Raw genomic sequence first — 18018 nt, 5'->3', positions numbered from 1 at the left:
TGCTCTACATTCGTGGACCTTTTTGCTGGTATGGCTGTTGTTGATTCAATCCACCTTGAGCCAAGAGTTCATCATAAAAAATTCGACGTACATCTTCATCGGTCAGCGGCGGCTTGTTCTTCGCTTCTTTTTCTTTGGCAACTTTCATTTCATATACTCGTTTGATTCCCGCCATGTTCAGTCCATCGGAAAGATAGTCTTTGATCTCTAGCAAGGTATCAATATCATTCAGCGAATACATTCGTCGATTGCCATCGCTGCGTTCCGGGTGGATCAATTCTTGTTCTTCGTAATAACGAATTTGACGGGCGGTGAGATCGGTCAATTTCATGACTGTTCCGATAGGAAAGACTGACATTGAGCGCCGCAATTCTTTTTCCCGCATAACTTGGCTCCCCTCCGTTTCAATGATGCTGCGTAACTTTATGGAAACTATACCAATTCTTTTTTTGCGTGTCAACCCCTCATGTTAGAAAAAGTGACATGAATGCAAATTTTTTTGATTTTTCCACTGAGTCCTTGATTTGATCGCATGTTCAAGCAGTCCTTTTTCTGGAAGAAATGTTGCCTTAGCCAAAAATGTTCGGGTTTTGCACTTGAAGGAAGTCAAACCACTTATACTTCCATAATTTTGTCACCACAAAAAAAAACGGTGCATCAGCTGCACCGTTTTCTGTTTATTCCTGTTCTTGCGCCATTCTGCGTAGTGGATAGGTATCCTCCAGCGCAAATCCTTTGATATGATAGGTCTGTGTTGCTTCATCGAAGGCATTGCTCAACACTAGCGACTCCCGTTTTAAACGATTCAGCGCATTGCCTTCATCGGCTTGCAGCACCAGATGATAAGGCTGCATGATCTGCATCAATTCCATTTTGATCGCCTGAGTCAAGCGTTCTTTGCCTTTGGTACTCTTTGCCGAGATCAAGACGTTGGGAAATAACGTTGGGACAAACTGATCGGCGTCGATGCGATCCGCCTTATTGTAGACCGTCAACATCGGTAATTGGGTCAAAGAAAGTTCCTCCATTAATTTTAAGACGGTCTCCTCTTGCTGGACCCGTTCTTCGGAACTGGCATCGACGACATGCAGCAAGAAGTCCATGTTTTGACTTTCCTCCAGTGTGGAATGAAACGCATCGATCAATTGGGTCGGCAATTCTTGGATAAAACCAACCGTATCGGTAATGGTGACTTCGAATCCTTCTGGCATCCGCCAGCGTTTCGTCAAAGGATCGAGTGTCGCAAACAACTGGTCTTGCTCATACGTATCCGCACTGGTCAAAATGTTTAAAATAGTTGATTTTCCAGCATTGGTATAACCAATCAAGCCCATTTGAAAGACTTGGCTGTCTTTGCGCTTTTGGCGTGTTCGGTCTCGATGGGCTGCCACTTCCTTCAATTCCCGTTTGATGATGGTGATGCGGTTGCGGATGTGTCGACGATCGGTCTCCAGCTTGGTTTCCCCTGGCCCTCTCGTTCCGATTCCGCCCCCTAGCCGAGACATGTTCTTTCCTTGCCCTATCAAGCGTGGAAGCAAATAATCCAGCTGCGCCAATTCTACTTGCAGCTTTCCTTCTTTGGAACGGGCACGCATCGCAAAAATATCAAGGATCAGCTGAACGCGATCAATCACTGGCACTTCTAGCGCATCACCGATCAACTGGCTTTGCCTTGGTGTCAGTTCATGATTGAAGATCACTAGATCTGCTTCATGTGCTTCTGCCAACTGCTGCAATTCCGCAACTTTCCCCTTGCCGATCACGGTTTGTCGATCGACTTGCTGCCGTTTTTGCACCAGTGAAAAAACAACTTCACCATTGGCGGTTTTTGTTAAGCTTTTCAATTCTTTCATTGACGAATCAAAATGAAGATAGTTTTTCTCCGTTTCTACTCCGACAAGAATCACACGTTCTTGGCTCATCTTTTCTCCTCCAACCATTGGTCGATTTCTGTTTCAAGGGTACGTTGTTCTTCAGGTTGCCTCACTAAATCAATCCATCGGGGCTGTGCTCGGTTATTGAACCACGTCAGCTGCCGCTTGGCGTAGCGGCGTGAGTTTTGCTTGATTTGCTCAATGGTCTCCTCAAATGTGGCCTGCCCTTGAAAATAGGGCAAAAATTCCTTGTAGCCGATCCCCTTAGCGGCTTGCGTTTCTGGATACTGCAAAACAGCTTTTGCTTCTTCGATCAAGCCTTGATCCATCATCAAGTCCACCCGCTGATTGATTCGCTGGTATAACACTTCTCGCTCAGTGGTTAACCCGATCATGAAGAAATCGTACAAAGCTTGTGGTGTCTCTTTTGGTGCAGCGATACTTTCGCCAGTCGTTTCAAAAACCTCCAACGCACGAATCACTTTCCGCTCATTGTTGTAGTGGATCTTCGCTGCTGCCAAGGGATCGACCGCCTGCAGCTTTTGCCATAAAGCTTCTTTGCCGATGTCTGCTGCTTCTTGTTCGTAACGCTGACGAATCGTTGGGTCGCCTTCTTCTGCCCCTAAACGAAAGTCATACAAAAGCGCTTGGATGTATAACCCTGTTCCCCCTACAACGATCGGCAGCTTTCCTTGCTGCTGGATCGTCTCGATGGCTTCACGCCCCATTTGCTGGAAATCAGCGGCAGAGTATGCTTCCGTCATCCCACGAATATCGATCAAATGATGAGGAATCCCTGCCATTTCTTCCTTCGTCACTTTAGCGGTACCGATATCTAACTGACGGTAAATTTGCATGGAATCCCCGCTGATGATCTCCCCTTGGTATTTTTGGGCTAACTGGATACTCAAGGCGGTTTTGCCAACTGCGGTCGGTCCCACAATTACTAAGACTTTTTTCATCCTTTTGTTTCCTCGCGGACCTGTTGCACAATTGCCCGAGCTTTTTCTGGAAAATCGGTGATGATCCCCGTCAACCCCAGAGCCAAGCAGGTGCGAATCGCCGCTTCTTCGTTGACAGTCCACGGACGGATCGCGATCGGAAAATCAGTTAAGACCGTTGCTGTCTCTTGAACCCAGCGATAGGCAGGATGAATTCCTTCGATATACGGTCGGCTGAGCGCCAACGGTGGTTTGTCTTCCCCGCGTCCCATAATAAAATCAAGGGTAGCACCCGGTTCGATCGCATGCATCCGATCCAAGGTCTCGATATTGAAGGAACAATACCAATGAGTAAAGGGCCATTCTTGGCTATTCAATAAGTCGGATACTTTGGCTTCGATTCCTTCATACTCATAATGATCGGTTTTTAATTCGATCGTCAAAATGCCACGATAATTCTTCGCTGCAAGTAAATCCAACACTTCTTTTAGCGTGGGGACTTTGGCGGCTTGGAATTCTTCAGAAAACCAGCTACCAGCATTGAGGTCTTTTAGTTCAGCAACCGTCAGGTCACAGATCCGACCTTTGCCGTTGGTCGTTCGATCAACCGTTTCATCATGCATGACGATCAAGCCGCCATCTTTTGATAGATGTACATCTAACTCAATGATATCAGCTTTGACCCGCACCGCTTCCGCAAATGCTGGTAGCGTGTTTTCAGGTCGGTTGCCGCTACTCCCGCGGTGGGCAACGATTTGTACCATCATTCTTTCACTCCATTCTCACTCTTTATTTTACCATGGAATCTACTAGAACCAAAAAGCCTCTGTTTGTTTCGATCCTCTTAATGAATAATAACGCTTTGTTTCGGTCAAAGAAAAACACCCTTACTATGATCGCAGTAAGAGTGTGTGTGATCAGTTAAAAAAGCGCAACCGTCGATACTCTGGTTTGGTTGCCTTAACCAAGGAAAACGGCTGACCAGTAGAATCAAATCGTTTTTGAAAAATAGGTCAACGGTTCGCTCGTCATGTTTTTCATTTGGGTTTTGCGCTCATTGACCATTTCGACTAATTGATCAAGGAAATTTTCCATAATGATCCGACCGCCTTTATAGGTATACCCACCGATTTTAACCGTTTCCTCTGGGGATAAAATCACCCGACGTGTTCCGATTTTTTTGAAAAATTCTTCCAAGAAAAAATTCGGTAGATAAAAACTGTTTTGCGCCGCAAAAGATTGTAGATAGGCAAAATCATCGATGGTGATATAACAGTCGTCAAAGGCATCAAAGCTGACATACTCATCCATCAGCATGACCCGTTTTTGTAGAATCTCACTGATTTTTTGATTCAATAAAACCAACGTTTCGATTTCTTTGACTTTATGCTCCAACAAACGGCGTTGTTTTTCTTTTTGCTCCTCATACCGAATGCGTAAATTAAAAATGATGGTTACTAACAATGCGCCCACTAAGACGCCGATCAAACCTGCTATTGCTACTGCCATTCTTCGATCCTTCCTCATTCCTTTTTTCATATTGTATCATATTTGAAAGTTTCGCAAAAAAGATAACGAACTTTTTATTTGACCTTTCTTGACCTAATCGGTATACTATCTCTTAGATATTGCGAAAACTTTATGCTAAACTATATCTATAACGATTTTTAGGAGGACTATCACTATGAATTTAATTCCTACAGTCATTGAACAATCATCTCGCGGTGAAAGAGCGTATGACATCTATTCTCGTCTATTAAAAGACCGGATCATTATGTTGAGTGGTCAAGTAACCGATGACTTAGCAAACTCGATCATTGCTCAGCTTTTATTCTTGGACGCGCAAGATTCTGAAAAAGACATCTACTTGTACATCAACTCGCCTGGCGGAAGCGTTACTGCTGGTCTAGCGATCTTTGATACGATGAACTTTATCAAAGCCGATGTCCAAACCATCGTTATGGGGATGGCTGCTTCTATGGGTTCATTCTTATTGACCGCTGGTGAAAAAGGCAAACGCTTTGCGTTACCAAATGCAGAAATCATGATTCACCAACCATTAGGTGGCGCACAAGGACAAGCAACTGAGATCGAAATTGCTGCCCGCCACATTTTGGCAACCCGCGAACGTCTGAACAAAATCTTGTCAGAACGTACTGGTCAACCAATCGAAGTGATTGAACGCGACACCGATCGTGACAACTTCATGACCGCACAAGAAGCCAAAGATTACGGCTTGATCGACGAGATCATGGAATCAAACAAATTGAAATAAGCTTGCATAAAAAAGGTGTACGAAGCAATTCGTACACCTTTTTGCGTCTTTTGGTTCGGCGTCAGACTTCACCATATTCGCCCTGTTGGTAAGCATACCCATTTTCCACGTAATGCGTGATGTTTGCCTGATTTTTGGCGATTTCTTCCTCTGTCAACGGGCGGATCACTCGTGCAGGACGACCAAACGCCAACACATTGGGCGGAATGACGGTTCCTTCCGTTACTAGCGAACCAGCACCTAACAAACTATTTTCACCGATCACTGCATGATTCAAAACAATCGAGCTCATGCCGATCAGCGCCCCTTTTTTGATGGTACAGCCATGAAGCATACACTGATGCCCAACAGTCACATCGTCTTCCACGATCGTCGGGGCATCGTGATCAACGTGAATGATCGTTCCATCTTGAATATTGGTACGCGCGCCGATTTCGATGCGATTGGCATCGCCTCGAATCACTGCTTGAAACCAGACCGTACTCTCTTTTCCTAGAGTCACGTTTCCTACGATCGTCGCATTTTTCGCCACAAAACAAGGTGTTCCTTGCAACGAGGCTGGCGAAACTGTTTTGTGGGTTTCATTCCCTGATTGTTCTTTGTCCATCAACTTCTCCTTCCAATCCATAAACGGATCTGCGCTTTCTTTTTTCACTATAGCACCACCCTTGCGACAATGCAAAAAGAGCGCCAGTCAGACTGGACGCTCTTTTGGGTTTACTCGGCTTCTTCTGAAAATTGACTTTGGTACAGTTGGCTATAAAAGCCGCCAGCTGCCAACAAGGTCTCGTGATTGCCTTTTTCAATGATCGACCCTTGATCCATCACTAAGATCAGATCTGCTTCACGAATCGTTGACAAACGATGGGCGATCACAAAGCTGGTACGACCTTCCATCACTTTATCCATTGCTTTTTGAATCAGCGCTTCTAAGCGGGTATCCACCGAACTGGTGGCTTCATCGAGAATCAAGATCTTCGGATCAGAGATGACTGCCCGAGCGATGGTCAACAATTGTTTTTGCCCCAAGGAGACATTGTCCCCTTCAGAGTTGATGATCATTTCGTAGCCGTCTGGCATCGTGCGAATGAAGTGATCGACATTGGCGGTTTTCGCTGCATCAACGACTTCATAATCGGTGGCATCTAATTTCCCAAAGCGAATGTTGTCGCCGATCGTGCCTTCGTACAACCATGCATCTTGTAAAACCATCCCAAACAGTGACCGAACATCGTGTCGTTCCATCTTCTTCGTGTCGATGCCGTCGATCTTGATAGCCCCTTCATTGACATCATAAAAACGCATCAACAAATTGATCAAAGTGGTTTTCCCAGCACCTGTTGGTCCCACGATCGCCACGGTTTGTCCAGCTTTGACTTCAAAGTTCAAGTCTTTGATCAACGGTTTTTTCGGATCATAGGCAAAGCCGACATGTTCAAAGGTCACGTCGCCTCTGATTTGTTCTGGCAATTGGATATCCGTTTGATTGACTGGCTCTTCTTCCTCATCTAGGATTTCAAAGACCCGTTTTGCTGCTGCTGAGGCACTTTGCAAGACGGAAGACAGCTGGGTAATGTTCCCCATTGGCTGACTGACTTGCCAAATGTATTGAATGAACGCTTGCAGCTGACCAACAACGATCACGCCGCTGATCACATAAAAGCTCCCCATGACTGCCATTGCGATATAGGTAAAGTAAGCGGTCATTTGCACCAGCGGCATCATCAAGCCTGACACAAAGGCAGAACGAAAGCCGTAATAGCGCAACTGGTGGTTAACGTTTTTAAACCCTTCAAGTGTTTGCTTTTCCCGTCCATACACTTTCAACACACTGAATCCAGTCATGTTTTCTTGTACGTAGCCGTTCAGATCCCCTAACGCATTTTGCATGCCTTGGAAGTCTTTTTGCGACTTTTTGACGATCGTGCGAGAAATCAATAAGGAGGCTGGGATCATGATCAATGAAACCAACGCCATGTAGGTATTGATGTAAAACATCATGGAAACCGCCATAACGATTCCTAAGAAGGCATTGACGATCCCGATCAAGGCTTGCTGCATTGCACCGCTGACGGCATCCACGTCATTGGTCACCCGTGACAAGATATTCCCTTGTTGGTTGCGGTCGAAGTAAGAAACGGGCAAACGATTGATTTTTTCTTCAATGTCTTGCCGCAGATCTCGCATCGCAGATTGGACAACGTTGGTGATCAGCAGCCCTGACATCAATTGTGAGAAACAGTAACCGACACCAACGACTGCGATCCAGATCAAGCAAAGGATCACGTAATCAAAATTAACGCCTTCGCCAGCGGCGATGTTGCGGCTGATCTCTGTCGTTGGCAATCCAGAAACATACGGCATTGCCGCATTGAAGCCGACGGTTGCAACAGTAAACAGCAAGACTAGGATAAATTGTACTTTGTACGGTTTGATGTAAGCACCTAACCGTTTTAAAGAAGAGATTGCTTTCATTGTGCCAACTCCTCCTCTGATAATTGTGACGCCGCAATGTCGTAGTATACTGGACAAGTTTGCAGCAGTTCTTTGTGGGTGCCGATGCCAACCACATCGCCTTCGTTCAAGACGACGATCTTATCGGCATTCATGATCGTTCCTACTCGTTGAGCAACGATCAAAACGGTCGATTCTGTGGTTTCTTTTTTCAAGCGTGCCCGCAATTTTGCATCCGTTTGGTAATCCAATGCAGAAAAACTATCATCAAAAATATAGATCTCTGGTTGGCGGATCACCGCACGGGCAATCGCTAGGCGTTGTTTTTGTCCGCCAGAGAAGTTGGTTCCGCCTTCTGCCAAGTGAGCATCAAAGCCATCTGGTGTGCGAGAAATGAAATCTGCCGCTTGCGCAATCTCGGCTGCTCGTTCCAGCTCTGCTTGCGTGGCATCTTCTTTCCCATAGCGTAGGTTTTCTGCGATCGTCCCTGTAAATAGCAACGCTTTTTGAGGGATAAACCCGATCTTGTTGCGCAACGTCGTTAAGCTGTAATCCCGAACGTCAACACCATCCACCAAGACTTGGCCTTCACTGACGTCGTAAAAACGTGGGATCAATTGGATCAAGGTTGATTTTCCACTTCCAGTACTACCGATAAACGCCACGGTTTCCCCTGGTGAAGCGGTAAAGCTAACATTACGGATCACTGGACTTTGCGCATGTCCCGGATAAGCAAAGGTAACATTTTTGAATTCCAAGAAGCCTTTCGTCTTAGTTTCTGTCACTGGCTGTTCTGGCTCTTTGATTTCAGAAGTCGCATCTAACGCTTCTTGGATTCGACGAGCAGAAACCGCCGCTCGTGGATACATCGTAAAGACAGTCGCAAACAGCATGAAAGAAAACAGCGCATGGAAGATGTATTCGATAAATGCAATCAAGTCACCGACCTGCAGTTGCCCTTGATCGATTTGAATACTTCCCGTCCAAATAATCAAAATCATCACGATATTGAATAAGAAGAAAAAGCCTGGTTGTGCCGTTGCCATCAAGCGAAACAAGCTGCGAGAACTAGAAGCATAGGCTTGGTTGACTTTGCCAAAGCGTTTTTCTTCAAATTTTTCATTGACGAAGGCACGGATCACTCGTAAACCAGAGAGATTTTCCCGCAAGATGCCATTGATTTTATCTAGATTGGCTTGTTGTTTAGTGGATAAGGGTTCCGAGATTTTGGCAATGGCGATGACGGCCATCAGCAATATCGGCAATGCCCCCAAAACATACAACCCTAGTTGTGTACTTGTCCGCATGACCATGTACAAGCTGACCACAAACATCATGGGTGTCATTAAACCTGTCCGTAAGATGCTTTGCATAAACAGCATGATTTGATACGCATCATTGGTCACACGGGTGATCAATGATGAAACCCCGATTTTTTCATATTCGGTATGTGAATAGCCTTGGACTTTTTCAAAAAGATCGTCACGAATATCTGCCACAATGTTAGTGGTGATACGTGACGTGAAATAGCCTAACAAAATGTTCATCGTGATCCCCACAATGGTGATCGCGATCATCGCCGCACCCATTTTCCATATGTAGTCGCGATCACCAGCGGCGATCCCTTTGTCGATCATTCTTGCCAATAACGTCGGCAAACCTAATTCAATCAAAATAAAACCAAAAACACAGATGAAATTAAAAACCAGCAGTTTCTTGTTTCTCATCGTGTAGTGCCACATTAATTTCAAAAAATCCCCTCCTTTTTTACTTCATTACTTCTACTATAGCATAGGAATATTCTTATTGTAATGCACTTTCAACGAAAAAAAGCAAACTTCAGCGATAGTCCTTTCATTTTCTTTCAGTAAGCCTTTTCAAAATGACGTGTTTCTATACTTATTCGTTTTTCTGTGATAAACTAGGGATACTTGTAGTGGAACGACTTACAAACCCGGTGAATTTTTTATGACGACATTTGGAAAGCAAAGACGAGGCTTTCTCTTTTTTCTCACAACGATTGTCTGAAAAAAGCATGCAGCGGCTCTCGAAGCCTTCTTTTCAGGTCACTTTATTCGGACCTCGATTTTGTGATGCAGCGAATTCATCAACCAAATAGACTACTGCGAAAAGCAGATAAAGGAGAAAAGATATGATTTACAAAATTTATTACCAAGAAACAAAAGACCGCAACCCAAAGAGAGAACAAACCCACTCTTTGTACATTGAAGCAGACGATGCAGTGATCGCACGCCGTCTGGTTGAACAAAATACCCCATACAACATCGAGTTCGTTCAAGAACTAGATGAAAAACATTTAGCTTACGAAAAAGAAAACGCTGATTTCAAATTAGCGGAGTTTTAAGATGAAAGTTTCGCTGAAAAATAATGAGACTGGCGTATTCGGCGTCGGTGGACTTGGCGAAATCGGAAAAAACTGTTATGGGGTTCAATTCCAAGATGAGATCATCTTAATTGACGCGGGAATCAAATTCCCCGAAGATGAACTGCTTGGGATCGACTATGTCATTTCCGATTATAGCTACATCGTTCAAAATTTACCGAAAGTCAAAGGCTTGATCGTCACTCATGGTCACGAAGACCATATTGGCGGAATCCCTTACTTGTTGCGGGAAGCCAATATCCCGATCTATGCGGGACCCTTGGCACTTGCTTTGATTACCAACAAATTAGATGAGCATGGCTTACTGCGGGATGCGGAATTACACGAAATCAATGAAGATACGGTGATTCGTTTCCGTAAAACATCCATCAGCTTCTTTCGAACGACTCACAGTATCCCTGATGCTTTAGGTGTCGTTGTCAAAACGCCTTCTGGCAATATCGTCGCAACTGGCGATTTCAAGTTTGACTTTACGCCTGTGGGCGAACCAGCAAACTTGCACAAAATGGCAAAAATTGGTGAAGAAGGCGTCCTTTGCCTCCTTTCCGATAGTACCAATGCAGAAATTCCGACCTTTACCAAATCAGAAAAAACGATCGGCAGCTCGATCCAAAAGATTTTTGAAAAAATCGATGGTCGGATCATTTTTGCCAGCTTTGCCTCCAACATTTTCCGTCTCCAACAAGCTGCAGATGCGGCGGTTGCGACTGGACGTAAAATCGCCGTTTTTGGACGCAGTATGGAAAATGCAATCGTCAACGGACAGCGCCTTGGCTATATCAAGGTGCCAGATGGAACCTTTGTGGAATCTCATGAGATCAACCGTTTGCCTGCAAACGAAACCATGATCCTTTGTACGGGTTCTCAAGGAGAGCCAATGGCTGCTTTGAGTCGGATTGCCAACGGGACTCACCGTCAAATCCAAATTCACCCAGATGATACCGTGATTTTCTCAAGCTCACCGATCCCAGGAAATACCACGAGTGTCAATCAGCTGATCAACTTATTGTTGGAAGCTGGCGCAAACGTGATCCATGGCAAATTGAACAACATCCATACTTCTGGTCACGGTGGCCAAGAAGAACAAAAACTGATGTTGCGTCTAATGAAGCCAAAATTCTTTATGCCTGTCCATGGGGAATTTCGGATGCTGAACATCCACACCCAGTTGGCACAAGATGTCGGTGTACCAAAAGAAAATTGTTTCATTATGGAAAATGGTGACATGTTGGCCTTAACAGCGGATACCGCTCGCTTGGCTGGTCATTTCAATGCCAATGATGTTTATGTTGACGGCAGCGGTATCGGTGATATCGGAAATGTCGTCTTACGAGATCGTCGCATTCTTTCAGAAGAAGGCCTCGTCTTAGCTGTCGCGACAGTCGATGTGGCGAAGAAAGAAGTCCTTGCTGGACCAGATATCCTTTCTCGTGGGTTTGTTTATATGCGGGAATCTGGCGAGATGATCAACGAAGCACAGCAGATCCTCTTCCGTGCATTGCGGGAAGTCTTGAACCAACCAGACCCAACAGAACACAAATTAAGAGAAGCGATGTCTTCGGCGTTACAGCCATTCCTATTTGAAAAAACCGAGCGTCATCCAATGATCCTTTCGATGATCATGACGCCGGACGATTTATAGTCTCACATGCGAGGGTAGTCTCAGGTTACTGAGAACTACCCTTTTTCCTTTCCGTTATAAAAAGCAAAAAAAAAGACCATCGAATGGATGGTCTTTTGGGGTTTTTGATTTCAAAGTGCTCTTACTGGCAGTTTGTTTGAAAGCTTACGCTTTGTTTACGTTAACTGCTTGAGGTCCACGATCAGAATCTTCCACGTCGAAAGTTACTGCTTGACCTTCTTCTAAAGTTTTGAATCCTTCACCTTGGATCGCTGAAAAGTGTACAAATACGTCTGTACCGTCTTCGCGAGAGATAAAACCAAACCCTTTTTCAGCATTGAACCATTTTACTGTACCTTGTTCCATTAAAAAAAACCTCCTCGTGCATAAGCACTTAATTGTGTGTAACATTGCCTTTGTGCGATAGAGGCCTAACGTGCGTTTCAACATCTATTCAGCAAACAAAATTACAATAATATTTTACACTTGCCCGTATTTTTTTGCAAGACAGACGATTAGACAATTCACCTTTATTTTTAATAATGTTCGCAAACTCGGCTTATTTTCACACGTCTTCCTGTTGCCACAGCCCCTCTTCTCGCAAACTGACATAGGCATTGTCGCCAATGATCAAATGATCCAATATGTCGATCCCCATCAAGTCTCCGCACTTGATCAAGCGGCGTGTAAACAGCAGATCTGCCTCTGAGGCTTGGGGACTGCCGCTGGGATGGTTGTGGACGACGATCACTCGGGCGGCACTGTAACGTACCGCCCAATGAAAAATCTCCCGTGGGTGAGCGATCGACTGATTCAACGATCCGATGAAGATCGTTTTTTTCTGAATGATCTCATTTTTCGTATTCAAATAAAGCCCTAGTAAATGCTCTTGACGACAATCCTTCAACTCTTGGATCAACTGATGGGCGATCGCCATACTAGAGTTGACCTTACCGTACTTTGGTTGAGCGGAGCGCTGGATTCGCACACCTAATTCAACCATCGCTTTGATCTCGATGGCTTTGATTTGTCCGACGCCGCGAATTTCTTGTAATTCATCGATCGTCGCTTGCTTTAATTCATACAATTCTTGAAAACGATTCAAGACACTGGCCGCTAACTCGAGGACATTCAGAGGACGTGAGCCAGTTCGCAGCAAAATGGCCAATAATTCTTGATTCGAAAGGGCATCGACTCCATATTCTACTAAACGCTCTCGGGGAAACGAGCTTTGGGGAATCACTGTTTCATTGATCATAAAAAAACTCCTTTGCGTCGGTCTAATAAAAGATACGCAAAGGAGAGAGTATTTCATGAATCAGGTGCGCAAAAAATCGCAGCTAGATCGAAAAGGCGGTTTCTAGAAAATCTGGGACATCCTCTAGTGATGGTAAGACTTTCAAGACTTTTTCTTCAATGATGGTCGTCGGCGCGATCAAATCGGGAATCATAATGACTGATATCCCTGCCCCATGAGCAGCATGAATACCGTTAGCCGAATCTTCAAGGATCACCAATTCTTCTTTTGGTACCGCCAGTAATGCATGGGCTTTTTCAAAAATCTCAGGATCTGGTTTTGCCCGTGTGACATCATCAAAGCAGACGATCTCAGGAAATTCCGCCGTTAAGCCTGCTGCTCCCAGCAAGGTATCGATCACTTTGCGCTGGTTGCTAGACGCCAACACTCGGGGAATCTTTTTCTCATCAAGATAATGCAATAACTCGTGGATACCTGGCTTCAATTCAGCCTCGCCCCGTTGGAACATTTCCAGCGTTTGCTGAAAAGCCGCTTGGATAAAGTCTTCGATCATTTGATGGCCAAAGGCTTCGTCGAACCGCTCATGGTAAGCTGCCCAGACTTCTTCATCCGAGACCCCCACATAAGCTAAATACAACTCTTTTGTATAGGGAATCCCCATTTGATCCGCCACGATTTGAGTAGCCTGGTAATAGAGCAGCTCCGTGTCAAAAATCAAGCCGTCCATATCGAAAATCACACCACGTAACTTAGCCATTTCTTCCTCCTATTGCCAACAACAATTCACGAACTTCTGAAACAAAATACAACGATCCTGTCACCAGCAGCAAATCTTCATTGGTCATTTTTTCTAATAATTCTGCCAAGCCAAACTGCCATAAAGAGACGGTTGAGATTCGTTTTTCATCGAGTTCCTGATAGCCGTCTGCTAAATGCAATGCTTTTGGGAAATCAAAGGTCGTTAAATAAATCTCGGCTTGCGGAATTGCCAGCAATTGCTGAAGCATCTCATTGACGTTTTTGGTTTCTAAGGCTGAGAACAGCACATGGATGCGATAGTCGCTGAACTCTTCTTTCATCGTATCCACCAAGCGAGCCATGGCATGCACGTTATGGGCGCCATCGATGATCACCAGTGGTTCACTGCTGATTCGTTCCATTCGGGCGGGCCAATAGGCCTTTCTTAGCCCATTACGAATTTCTTTGGCTGAAAACGGTAGCTGCCGCAGGTCGCAATACAGGCTATACAATTGAATCGCAACACCGGCATTTTCTGGTTGATGGCGGCCTAACATCGGCGTTTTCAAGCCTTTGATTTTGCCATGCTCATTTTCAAAATCAAACAATTCGCCCCACTCTTCATCAGGGTGACGATAGGTCACACGGTACTCTTGCCCTGCATGATACGCGAGTGCCTGTGCTTCTGCAGCTTTCAAATCGATCACCGAAAGCGCACTTTCGACGATATTGCCAGTCACAAGGGGAATTTGTGGCTTGATGATCCCCGCCTTATGGGCAGCGATTTTTTCAATGGTATCGCCTAAGACATCCATATGATCCATGCCGATCGTCGTGATCGCTGTCAACATCGGGGAAATAACGTTGGTACTATCTAAAAGTCCCCCTAGACCAACTTCCATTATCGCAACATCGACGTTTTTTTCTTCAAAATAGCCTAATGCCATGGCAGTAATGATCTCAAACTGAGTGATGCCCGTCAGGGTTTCATCACGATCGATTTCAGCAACCAGCGGCTGGATTTTTTCCACCCAAGCGACCAAATCCTCATCTGATATAAATTGTCCGTTGATTTCGATCCGTTCATTGAACGCTTCAATGTGCGGGGAAGTAAAAGTCCCCACTTGCTGCCCAGCTTCTTCTAAAAGACTGCGCAAATAGCTGACGGTTGATCCTTTGCCATTCGTGCCGGCGATATGGATCATGGTTATGTTTTTTTCAGGATTGCCCATTCGTTTTAATAATGCTTCGACACGCATCAATCCGGGTCTTTGTCCAAATGCCAAACGCGAATGGATCCACGCTGTTGCTTCTTCGCTTGTCATCTCCTTCACCTCGCTCTTATTTTATCAAAAATCCCACAGCTTTCCCAATTTCTTTCCTTTAAACGAGAAATTTGTTTGACGGTTTCTATTGATTACGCAAAAACAAGCATCTACAAGAGATGCTTGTTTGCAGACAGTCGACGCTTCCTATTGAATCGTGCGCAATTGCTCGATCCGTTCTTGGACTGCTTTTTGTTTTTCAAGATAATCGGCTTCTTTGCTGCGTTCTTGTGCTACGACTTCCTCTGGTGCATTGGCAACGAAGCGTTCATTCGCCAGTTTGCCTTGTACCCGTTGAACTTCTTGGGTGAACTTCGCTAGTTCTTTCTCCAAACGTGCGATTTCTTCTTCAATGTTGATCAACCCAGCTAACGGCAAGTAGATCGTCGCACCTGATAGGATAGCTGACATCGCCAATTCAGGGGCTTGTAAGCTGTTAGAGATTTCTAGTTCTTCTGGATTACAGAAGCGTTCGATATAGTTTTTGTTGGCGATCAAGAATTCTTCGATCTCAGGCTCATTTGCTTGGATCAGCAAAGTGATTGGTTTCGAAAGTGGTGTGTTTACTTCTGCACGGATGTTTCGAACCGAACGAATCAATTCTTTCAACACTTCCATCCCTTGCGCCGCTTTTTCATCGGTCCATTCTGGTGCCACTTGTGGATACTCAGCAACAACTAATGATTCCCCTGTATGCGGCAGTTTGCTCCAGATTTCTTCTGTAACAAATGGCATGATTGGGTGCAACAAGCGTAAAATTTGATCAAGAACATGGACTAAGATGCTCTTATTGACTTGTTTCGCTGCTTCATTGTCACCGTATAAGGTTTCTTTCGACATTTCAATGTACCAGTCACAGAAATCATCCCAGATAAAGTTGTATAATTGACGACCCGCTTCCCCAAATTCGAAGCGTTCAAAAAGATCAGTGACTTTTTCAATCGTTTCATTCAAGCGCGTCAAGATCCAACGATCCGCCACTGATTTTTCACCAGAAAAATCAATGGCTTCGGCAGTCATTTCGCTGACATTCATCAAGACGAAACGGGAAGCATTCCAAATTTTATTGATGAAGTTCCAAGCGGCATCCATTTTCTCATAGCTGAAACGCACGTCTTGTCCCGGTGCAGAGCCATTTGATAAGAACCAACGCAATGCATCGGCACCGTATTGTTCAATGACTTCCATCGGATCGATCCCATTTCCAAGCGACTTACTCATTTTGCGACCTTGTTCATCACGGATCAATCCGTGGATCAAGACATTTTCAAATGGTCGTTTGCCAGTAAATTCCAAGCTTTGGAAAATCATACGGCTTACCCAGAAGAAAATGATGTCATAGCCAGTCACTAATGTATTCGTTGGGAAGTAGCGTTGGAAATCTTCATTGTTTTCATCTGGCCACCCCATTGTTGAAAACGGCCATAAAGCAGAACTAAACCAGGTATCCAATACGTCTGGATCTTGTTGCCAATTTTCGGCATCCGCTGGCGCTTCAAGTCCTACATACATTTCTCCCGTTTCTTTGTGGTACCAAGCTGGGATTTGATGGCCCCACCACAACTGACGAGAGATCACCCAGTCATGGACATTTTCCATCCAACGTAAGAATGTTTGGTTGAAACGTGGCGGATAAAAGTCCACCGCATCGTCGGTTTCTTGGTTGTCGATGGCTTGTTTTGCTAATGGTTCCATTTTTACGAACCATTGTGTCGATAAACGAGGTTCGACTACTACGCCTGTCCGTTCTGAGTGCCCTACACTATGGACCATTTTTTCGATTTTGATCAGACGACCTAACGCCTCTAAGTCTTTCACGATTTGCTTACGAGCAGCAAAACGATCCATGCCTGCATAAGTACCTGCTAAGTCGTTCATTGTTCCGTCATCATTCATGACATTGACCCGTGGTAGGTCATGGCGGTTACCGACCTCAAAGTCATTCGGGTCATGGGCAGGAGTGATTTTTACGACCCCAGTTCCAAATTCTTGGTCCACGTACTCATCTGCGATGATTGGGATCTCTTTATTGACCAAAGGCAAAATCACTTTTTTACCAATCAATGCTTGATAGCGTTCATCTTCTGGATGAACCGCGACTGCTGTATCCCCCAGCATCGTTTCTGGACGAGTCGTTGCGATCTCCACCACACCGCTGCCATCTGCTAATTCGTAAGACATATGGTAAAAAGCACCTTCGATGTCTTTGTGGATCACTTCAATATCAGATAATGCCGTGCGGGCTTGCGGATCCCAGTTGATGATGTACTCGCCACGATAGATCAAGCCTTTTTCATATAGCGTCACGAAAACTTTACGGACCGCTTCGGATAATCCATCATCTAACGTGAATCGTTCACGGCTATAGTCTAGGGATAAGCCTAGTTTCGCCCATTGTTCCCGAATGTGACCGGCATATTCTTCTTTCCAATCCCATACTTGTTCAACGAATTTTTCCCGACCAAGGTCATAGCGAGAAATCCCTTGTTCCCGCAGCTTTTCTTCTACTTTGGCTTGGGTAGCGATCCCGGCATGGTCCATACCTGGTAGCCATAAGGTGTCATACCCTTGCATCCGTTTTTGACGAATGATGATGTCTTGTAACGTGGTATCCCAGGCATGACCTAAGTGCAATTTTCCTGTTACGTTTGGTGGTGGAATCACGATAGAATAAGGTTTTGCTTCTTTGTTGCCGCTTGGTTTAAAACGGTCATGTTCTAACCAATCTTGGTAGCGCCCCGCTTCTACTTCTTGGGGATTGTACTTGGTGGATAGATTTTCAGTTTCTGTCATAGTTGGTCCTCCTAAAGTTACGTTTTTTAGACGTAATGGTTGGTGTGGTTTTTTTGTGCCTGTTGCTGGGTAAAGCGTGACAATGTTTGAATCGTTCAGGATTAGTGCCGTGGTAGAGATGATTATCAGCTGTTTGTTGACGCCTCGCTTGTTGTTCGTAAAAAAACGTTGCTTACAGAGGTCAAGGCTCGCTTCCGTGATCAGCTATTGTGTCTTAGGGCTTTTGGCAAACGATCTCGCTCGCTTCGTGGACCAGTTTTGATGACTTCTAGTACTGTTCATCATCTGCTCTGTCCCTCTTTGTGGGCCACTCATTGTGATTCCTAGTTTGGTTA

16 protein-coding genes are annotated in these 18018 nt (G+C 44.9%); 3 read left to right on the top strand and 13 right to left on the bottom strand.

Translation table 11 applies throughout. The annotated features are described in order from the left end of the window. Positions 1–4: 4 nt before the first annotated feature. From ACI3E5_RS09910 to ACI3E5_RS09890, 5 genes are all read right to left on the bottom strand, one after another. A complete protein-coding gene (locus ACI3E5_RS09910; RefSeq protein ID WP_005225166.1) occupies positions 5–385 on the bottom strand; it encodes a MerR family transcriptional regulator in 381 nt (126 codons plus the stop codon). 292 nt (positions 386–677) lie between these two features. Continuing rightward, positions 678–1922, bottom strand: coding sequence for a GTPase HflX (gene hflX, locus ACI3E5_RS09905; RefSeq protein ID WP_005225165.1), 1245 nt, complete (start codon positions 1920–1922; stop codon positions 678–680). Further along, positions 1919–2836, bottom strand: a complete 918-nt coding sequence (gene miaA / locus ACI3E5_RS09900) for a tRNA (adenosine(37)-N6)-dimethylallyltransferase MiaA (protein ID WP_498821606.1) — start codon at positions 2834–2836, stop codon at positions 1919–1921. Before miaA ends, hflX begins: the two co-directional genes overlap by 4 nt. Next, positions 2833–3582, bottom strand: coding sequence for a glycerophosphodiester phosphodiesterase (locus ACI3E5_RS09895; protein WP_142973623.1), 750 nt, complete (start codon positions 3580–3582; stop codon positions 2833–2835). Before ACI3E5_RS09895 ends, miaA begins: the two co-directional genes overlap by 4 nt. A gap of 223 nt (positions 3583–3805) precedes the next feature. Continuing rightward, positions 3806–4324 (bottom strand): hypothetical protein, encoded by a 519-nt coding sequence (locus ACI3E5_RS09890; protein WP_005231097.1) that lies wholly within the window; start codon positions 4322–4324, stop codon positions 3806–3808. A gap of 175 nt (positions 4325–4499) precedes the next feature. On the opposite strand from ACI3E5_RS09890, the gene clpP reads away from it, so the two are divergent. Further along, positions 4500–5090: an ATP-dependent Clp endopeptidase proteolytic subunit ClpP gene (gene clpP / locus ACI3E5_RS09885; RefSeq protein ID WP_005225161.1), complete on the top strand. Its 591-nt coding sequence runs from the start codon at positions 4500–4502 to the stop codon at positions 5088–5090. 61 nt (positions 5091–5151) lie between these two features. Here the strand turns inward: clpP and ACI3E5_RS09880 are convergent, their stop codons facing one another. The 3 genes from ACI3E5_RS09880 to ACI3E5_RS09870 form a co-directional block, all read right to left on the bottom strand. Continuing rightward, complete coding sequence (locus tag ACI3E5_RS09880) at positions 5152–5745, bottom strand: gamma carbonic anhydrase family protein (protein ID WP_005231095.1); 594 nt, start codon at positions 5743–5745, stop codon at positions 5152–5154. Positions 5746–5807: 62 nt separating this feature from the next. After that, complete coding sequence (locus ACI3E5_RS09875; protein ID WP_005225159.1) at positions 5808–7565, bottom strand: ABC transporter ATP-binding protein; 1758 nt, start codon at positions 7563–7565, stop codon at positions 5808–5810. Beyond that, positions 7562–9295 carry an ABC transporter ATP-binding protein gene (locus tag ACI3E5_RS09870; RefSeq protein ID WP_010747462.1) on the bottom strand — a complete coding sequence of 578 codons (1734 nt, stop codon included), beginning with the start codon at positions 9293–9295 and terminating at the stop codon, positions 7562–7564. Before ACI3E5_RS09870 ends, ACI3E5_RS09875 begins: the two co-directional genes overlap by 4 nt. Before the next feature lie 401 nt (positions 9296–9696). On the opposite strand from ACI3E5_RS09870, the gene ACI3E5_RS09865 reads away from it, so the two are divergent. Both ACI3E5_RS09865 and rnjA read left to right on the top strand, forming a co-directional pair. Then, the gene (locus ACI3E5_RS09865; RefSeq protein ID WP_005225157.1) at positions 9697–9909 is read left to right on the top strand and encodes a DNA-directed RNA polymerase subunit epsilon; all 213 of its coding nucleotides are present in this window, start codon (positions 9697–9699) and stop codon (positions 9907–9909) included. Between the two features lies 1 nt (position 9910). Then, on the top strand, positions 9911–11590 hold the full coding sequence (gene rnjA / locus ACI3E5_RS09860; RefSeq protein ID WP_005225156.1) for a ribonuclease J1: 1680 nt from the start codon (positions 9911–9913) through the stop codon (positions 11588–11590). Between the two features lie 144 nt (positions 11591–11734). Here rnjA and ACI3E5_RS09855 read toward each other — a convergent pair whose 3' ends face one another. The 5 genes from ACI3E5_RS09855 to ACI3E5_RS09835 form a co-directional block, all read right to left on the bottom strand. Continuing rightward, entirely contained in the window at positions 11735–11935 is a 201-nt protein-coding gene (locus ACI3E5_RS09855; protein WP_005225155.1) for a cold-shock protein, read from the bottom strand. A gap of 199 nt (positions 11936–12134) precedes the next feature. After that, positions 12135–12827, bottom strand: a complete 693-nt coding sequence (gene radC, locus ACI3E5_RS09850; protein ID WP_005225154.1) for a RadC family protein — start codon at positions 12825–12827, stop codon at positions 12135–12137. Between the two features lie 82 nt (positions 12828–12909). Next, entirely contained in the window at positions 12910–13584 is a 675-nt protein-coding gene (locus ACI3E5_RS09845) for an HAD family hydrolase (RefSeq protein WP_096742267.1), read from the bottom strand. Next, entirely contained in the window at positions 13577–14890 is a 1314-nt protein-coding gene (locus ACI3E5_RS09840; protein WP_096742266.1) for a bifunctional folylpolyglutamate synthase/dihydrofolate synthase, read from the bottom strand. The genes ACI3E5_RS09845 and ACI3E5_RS09840 overlap by 8 nt, the downstream gene beginning before the upstream one ends. 147 nt (positions 14891–15037) lie before the next feature. Next, entirely contained in the window at positions 15038–17683 is a 2646-nt protein-coding gene (locus tag ACI3E5_RS09835; RefSeq protein ID WP_142973624.1) for a valine--tRNA ligase, read from the bottom strand. Between the last annotated feature and the right edge of the window lie 335 nt (positions 17684–18018).

This window comes from Candidatus Enterococcus avicola, assembly GCF_047470845.1.
GTDB lineage: Bacteria > Bacillota > Bacilli > Lactobacillales > Enterococcaceae > Enterococcus_D > Enterococcus_D casseliflavus.
This window is presented reverse-complemented; position numbering and strand designations above follow the sequence as displayed.

Coding starts and splice junctions, on each gene's coding strand:
- ACI3E5_RS09835 (WP_142973624.1), bottom strand. CDS start 17,683: ATGACAGAAACTGAAAATCTATCCACCAAGTACAATCCCCAAGAAGTA.
- ACI3E5_RS09845 (WP_096742267.1), bottom strand. CDS start 13,584: ATGGCTAAGTTACGTGGTGTGATTTTCGATATGGACGGCTTGATTTTT.
- ACI3E5_RS09855 (WP_005225155.1), bottom strand. CDS start 11,935: ATGGAACAAGGTACAGTAAAATGGTTCAATGCTGAAAAAGGGTTTGGT.
- ACI3E5_RS09865 (WP_005225157.1), top strand. CDS start 9,697: ATGATTTACAAAATTTATTACCAAGAAACAAAAGACCGCAACCCAAAG.
- rnjA (WP_005225156.1), top strand. CDS start 9,911: ATGAAAGTTTCGCTGAAAAATAATGAGACTGGCGTATTCGGCGTCGGT.
- ACI3E5_RS09910 (WP_005225166.1), bottom strand. CDS start 385: ATGCGGGAAAAAGAATTGCGGCGCTCAATGTCAGTCTTTCCTATCGGA.
- ACI3E5_RS09890 (WP_005231097.1), bottom strand. CDS start 4,324: ATGGCAGTAGCAATAGCAGGTTTGATCGGCGTCTTAGTGGGCGCATTG.
- ACI3E5_RS09875 (WP_005225159.1), bottom strand. CDS start 7,565: ATGAAAGCAATCTCTTCTTTAAAACGGTTAGGTGCTTACATCAAACCG.
- ACI3E5_RS09895 (WP_142973623.1), bottom strand. CDS start 3,582: ATGATGGTACAAATCGTTGCCCACCGCGGGAGTAGCGGCAACCGACCT.
- clpP (WP_005225161.1), top strand. CDS start 4,500: ATGAATTTAATTCCTACAGTCATTGAACAATCATCTCGCGGTGAAAGA.
- miaA (WP_498821606.1), bottom strand. CDS start 2,836: ATGAAAAAAGTCTTAGTAATTGTGGGACCGACCGCAGTTGGCAAAACC.
- radC (WP_005225154.1), bottom strand. CDS start 12,827: ATGATCAATGAAACAGTGATTCCCCAAAGCTCGTTTCCCCGAGAGCGT.
- ACI3E5_RS09840 (WP_096742266.1), bottom strand. CDS start 14,890: ATGACAAGCGAAGAAGCAACAGCGTGGATCCATTCGCGTTTGGCATTT.
- hflX (WP_005225165.1), bottom strand. CDS start 1,922: ATGAGCCAAGAACGTGTGATTCTTGTCGGAGTAGAAACGGAGAAAAAC.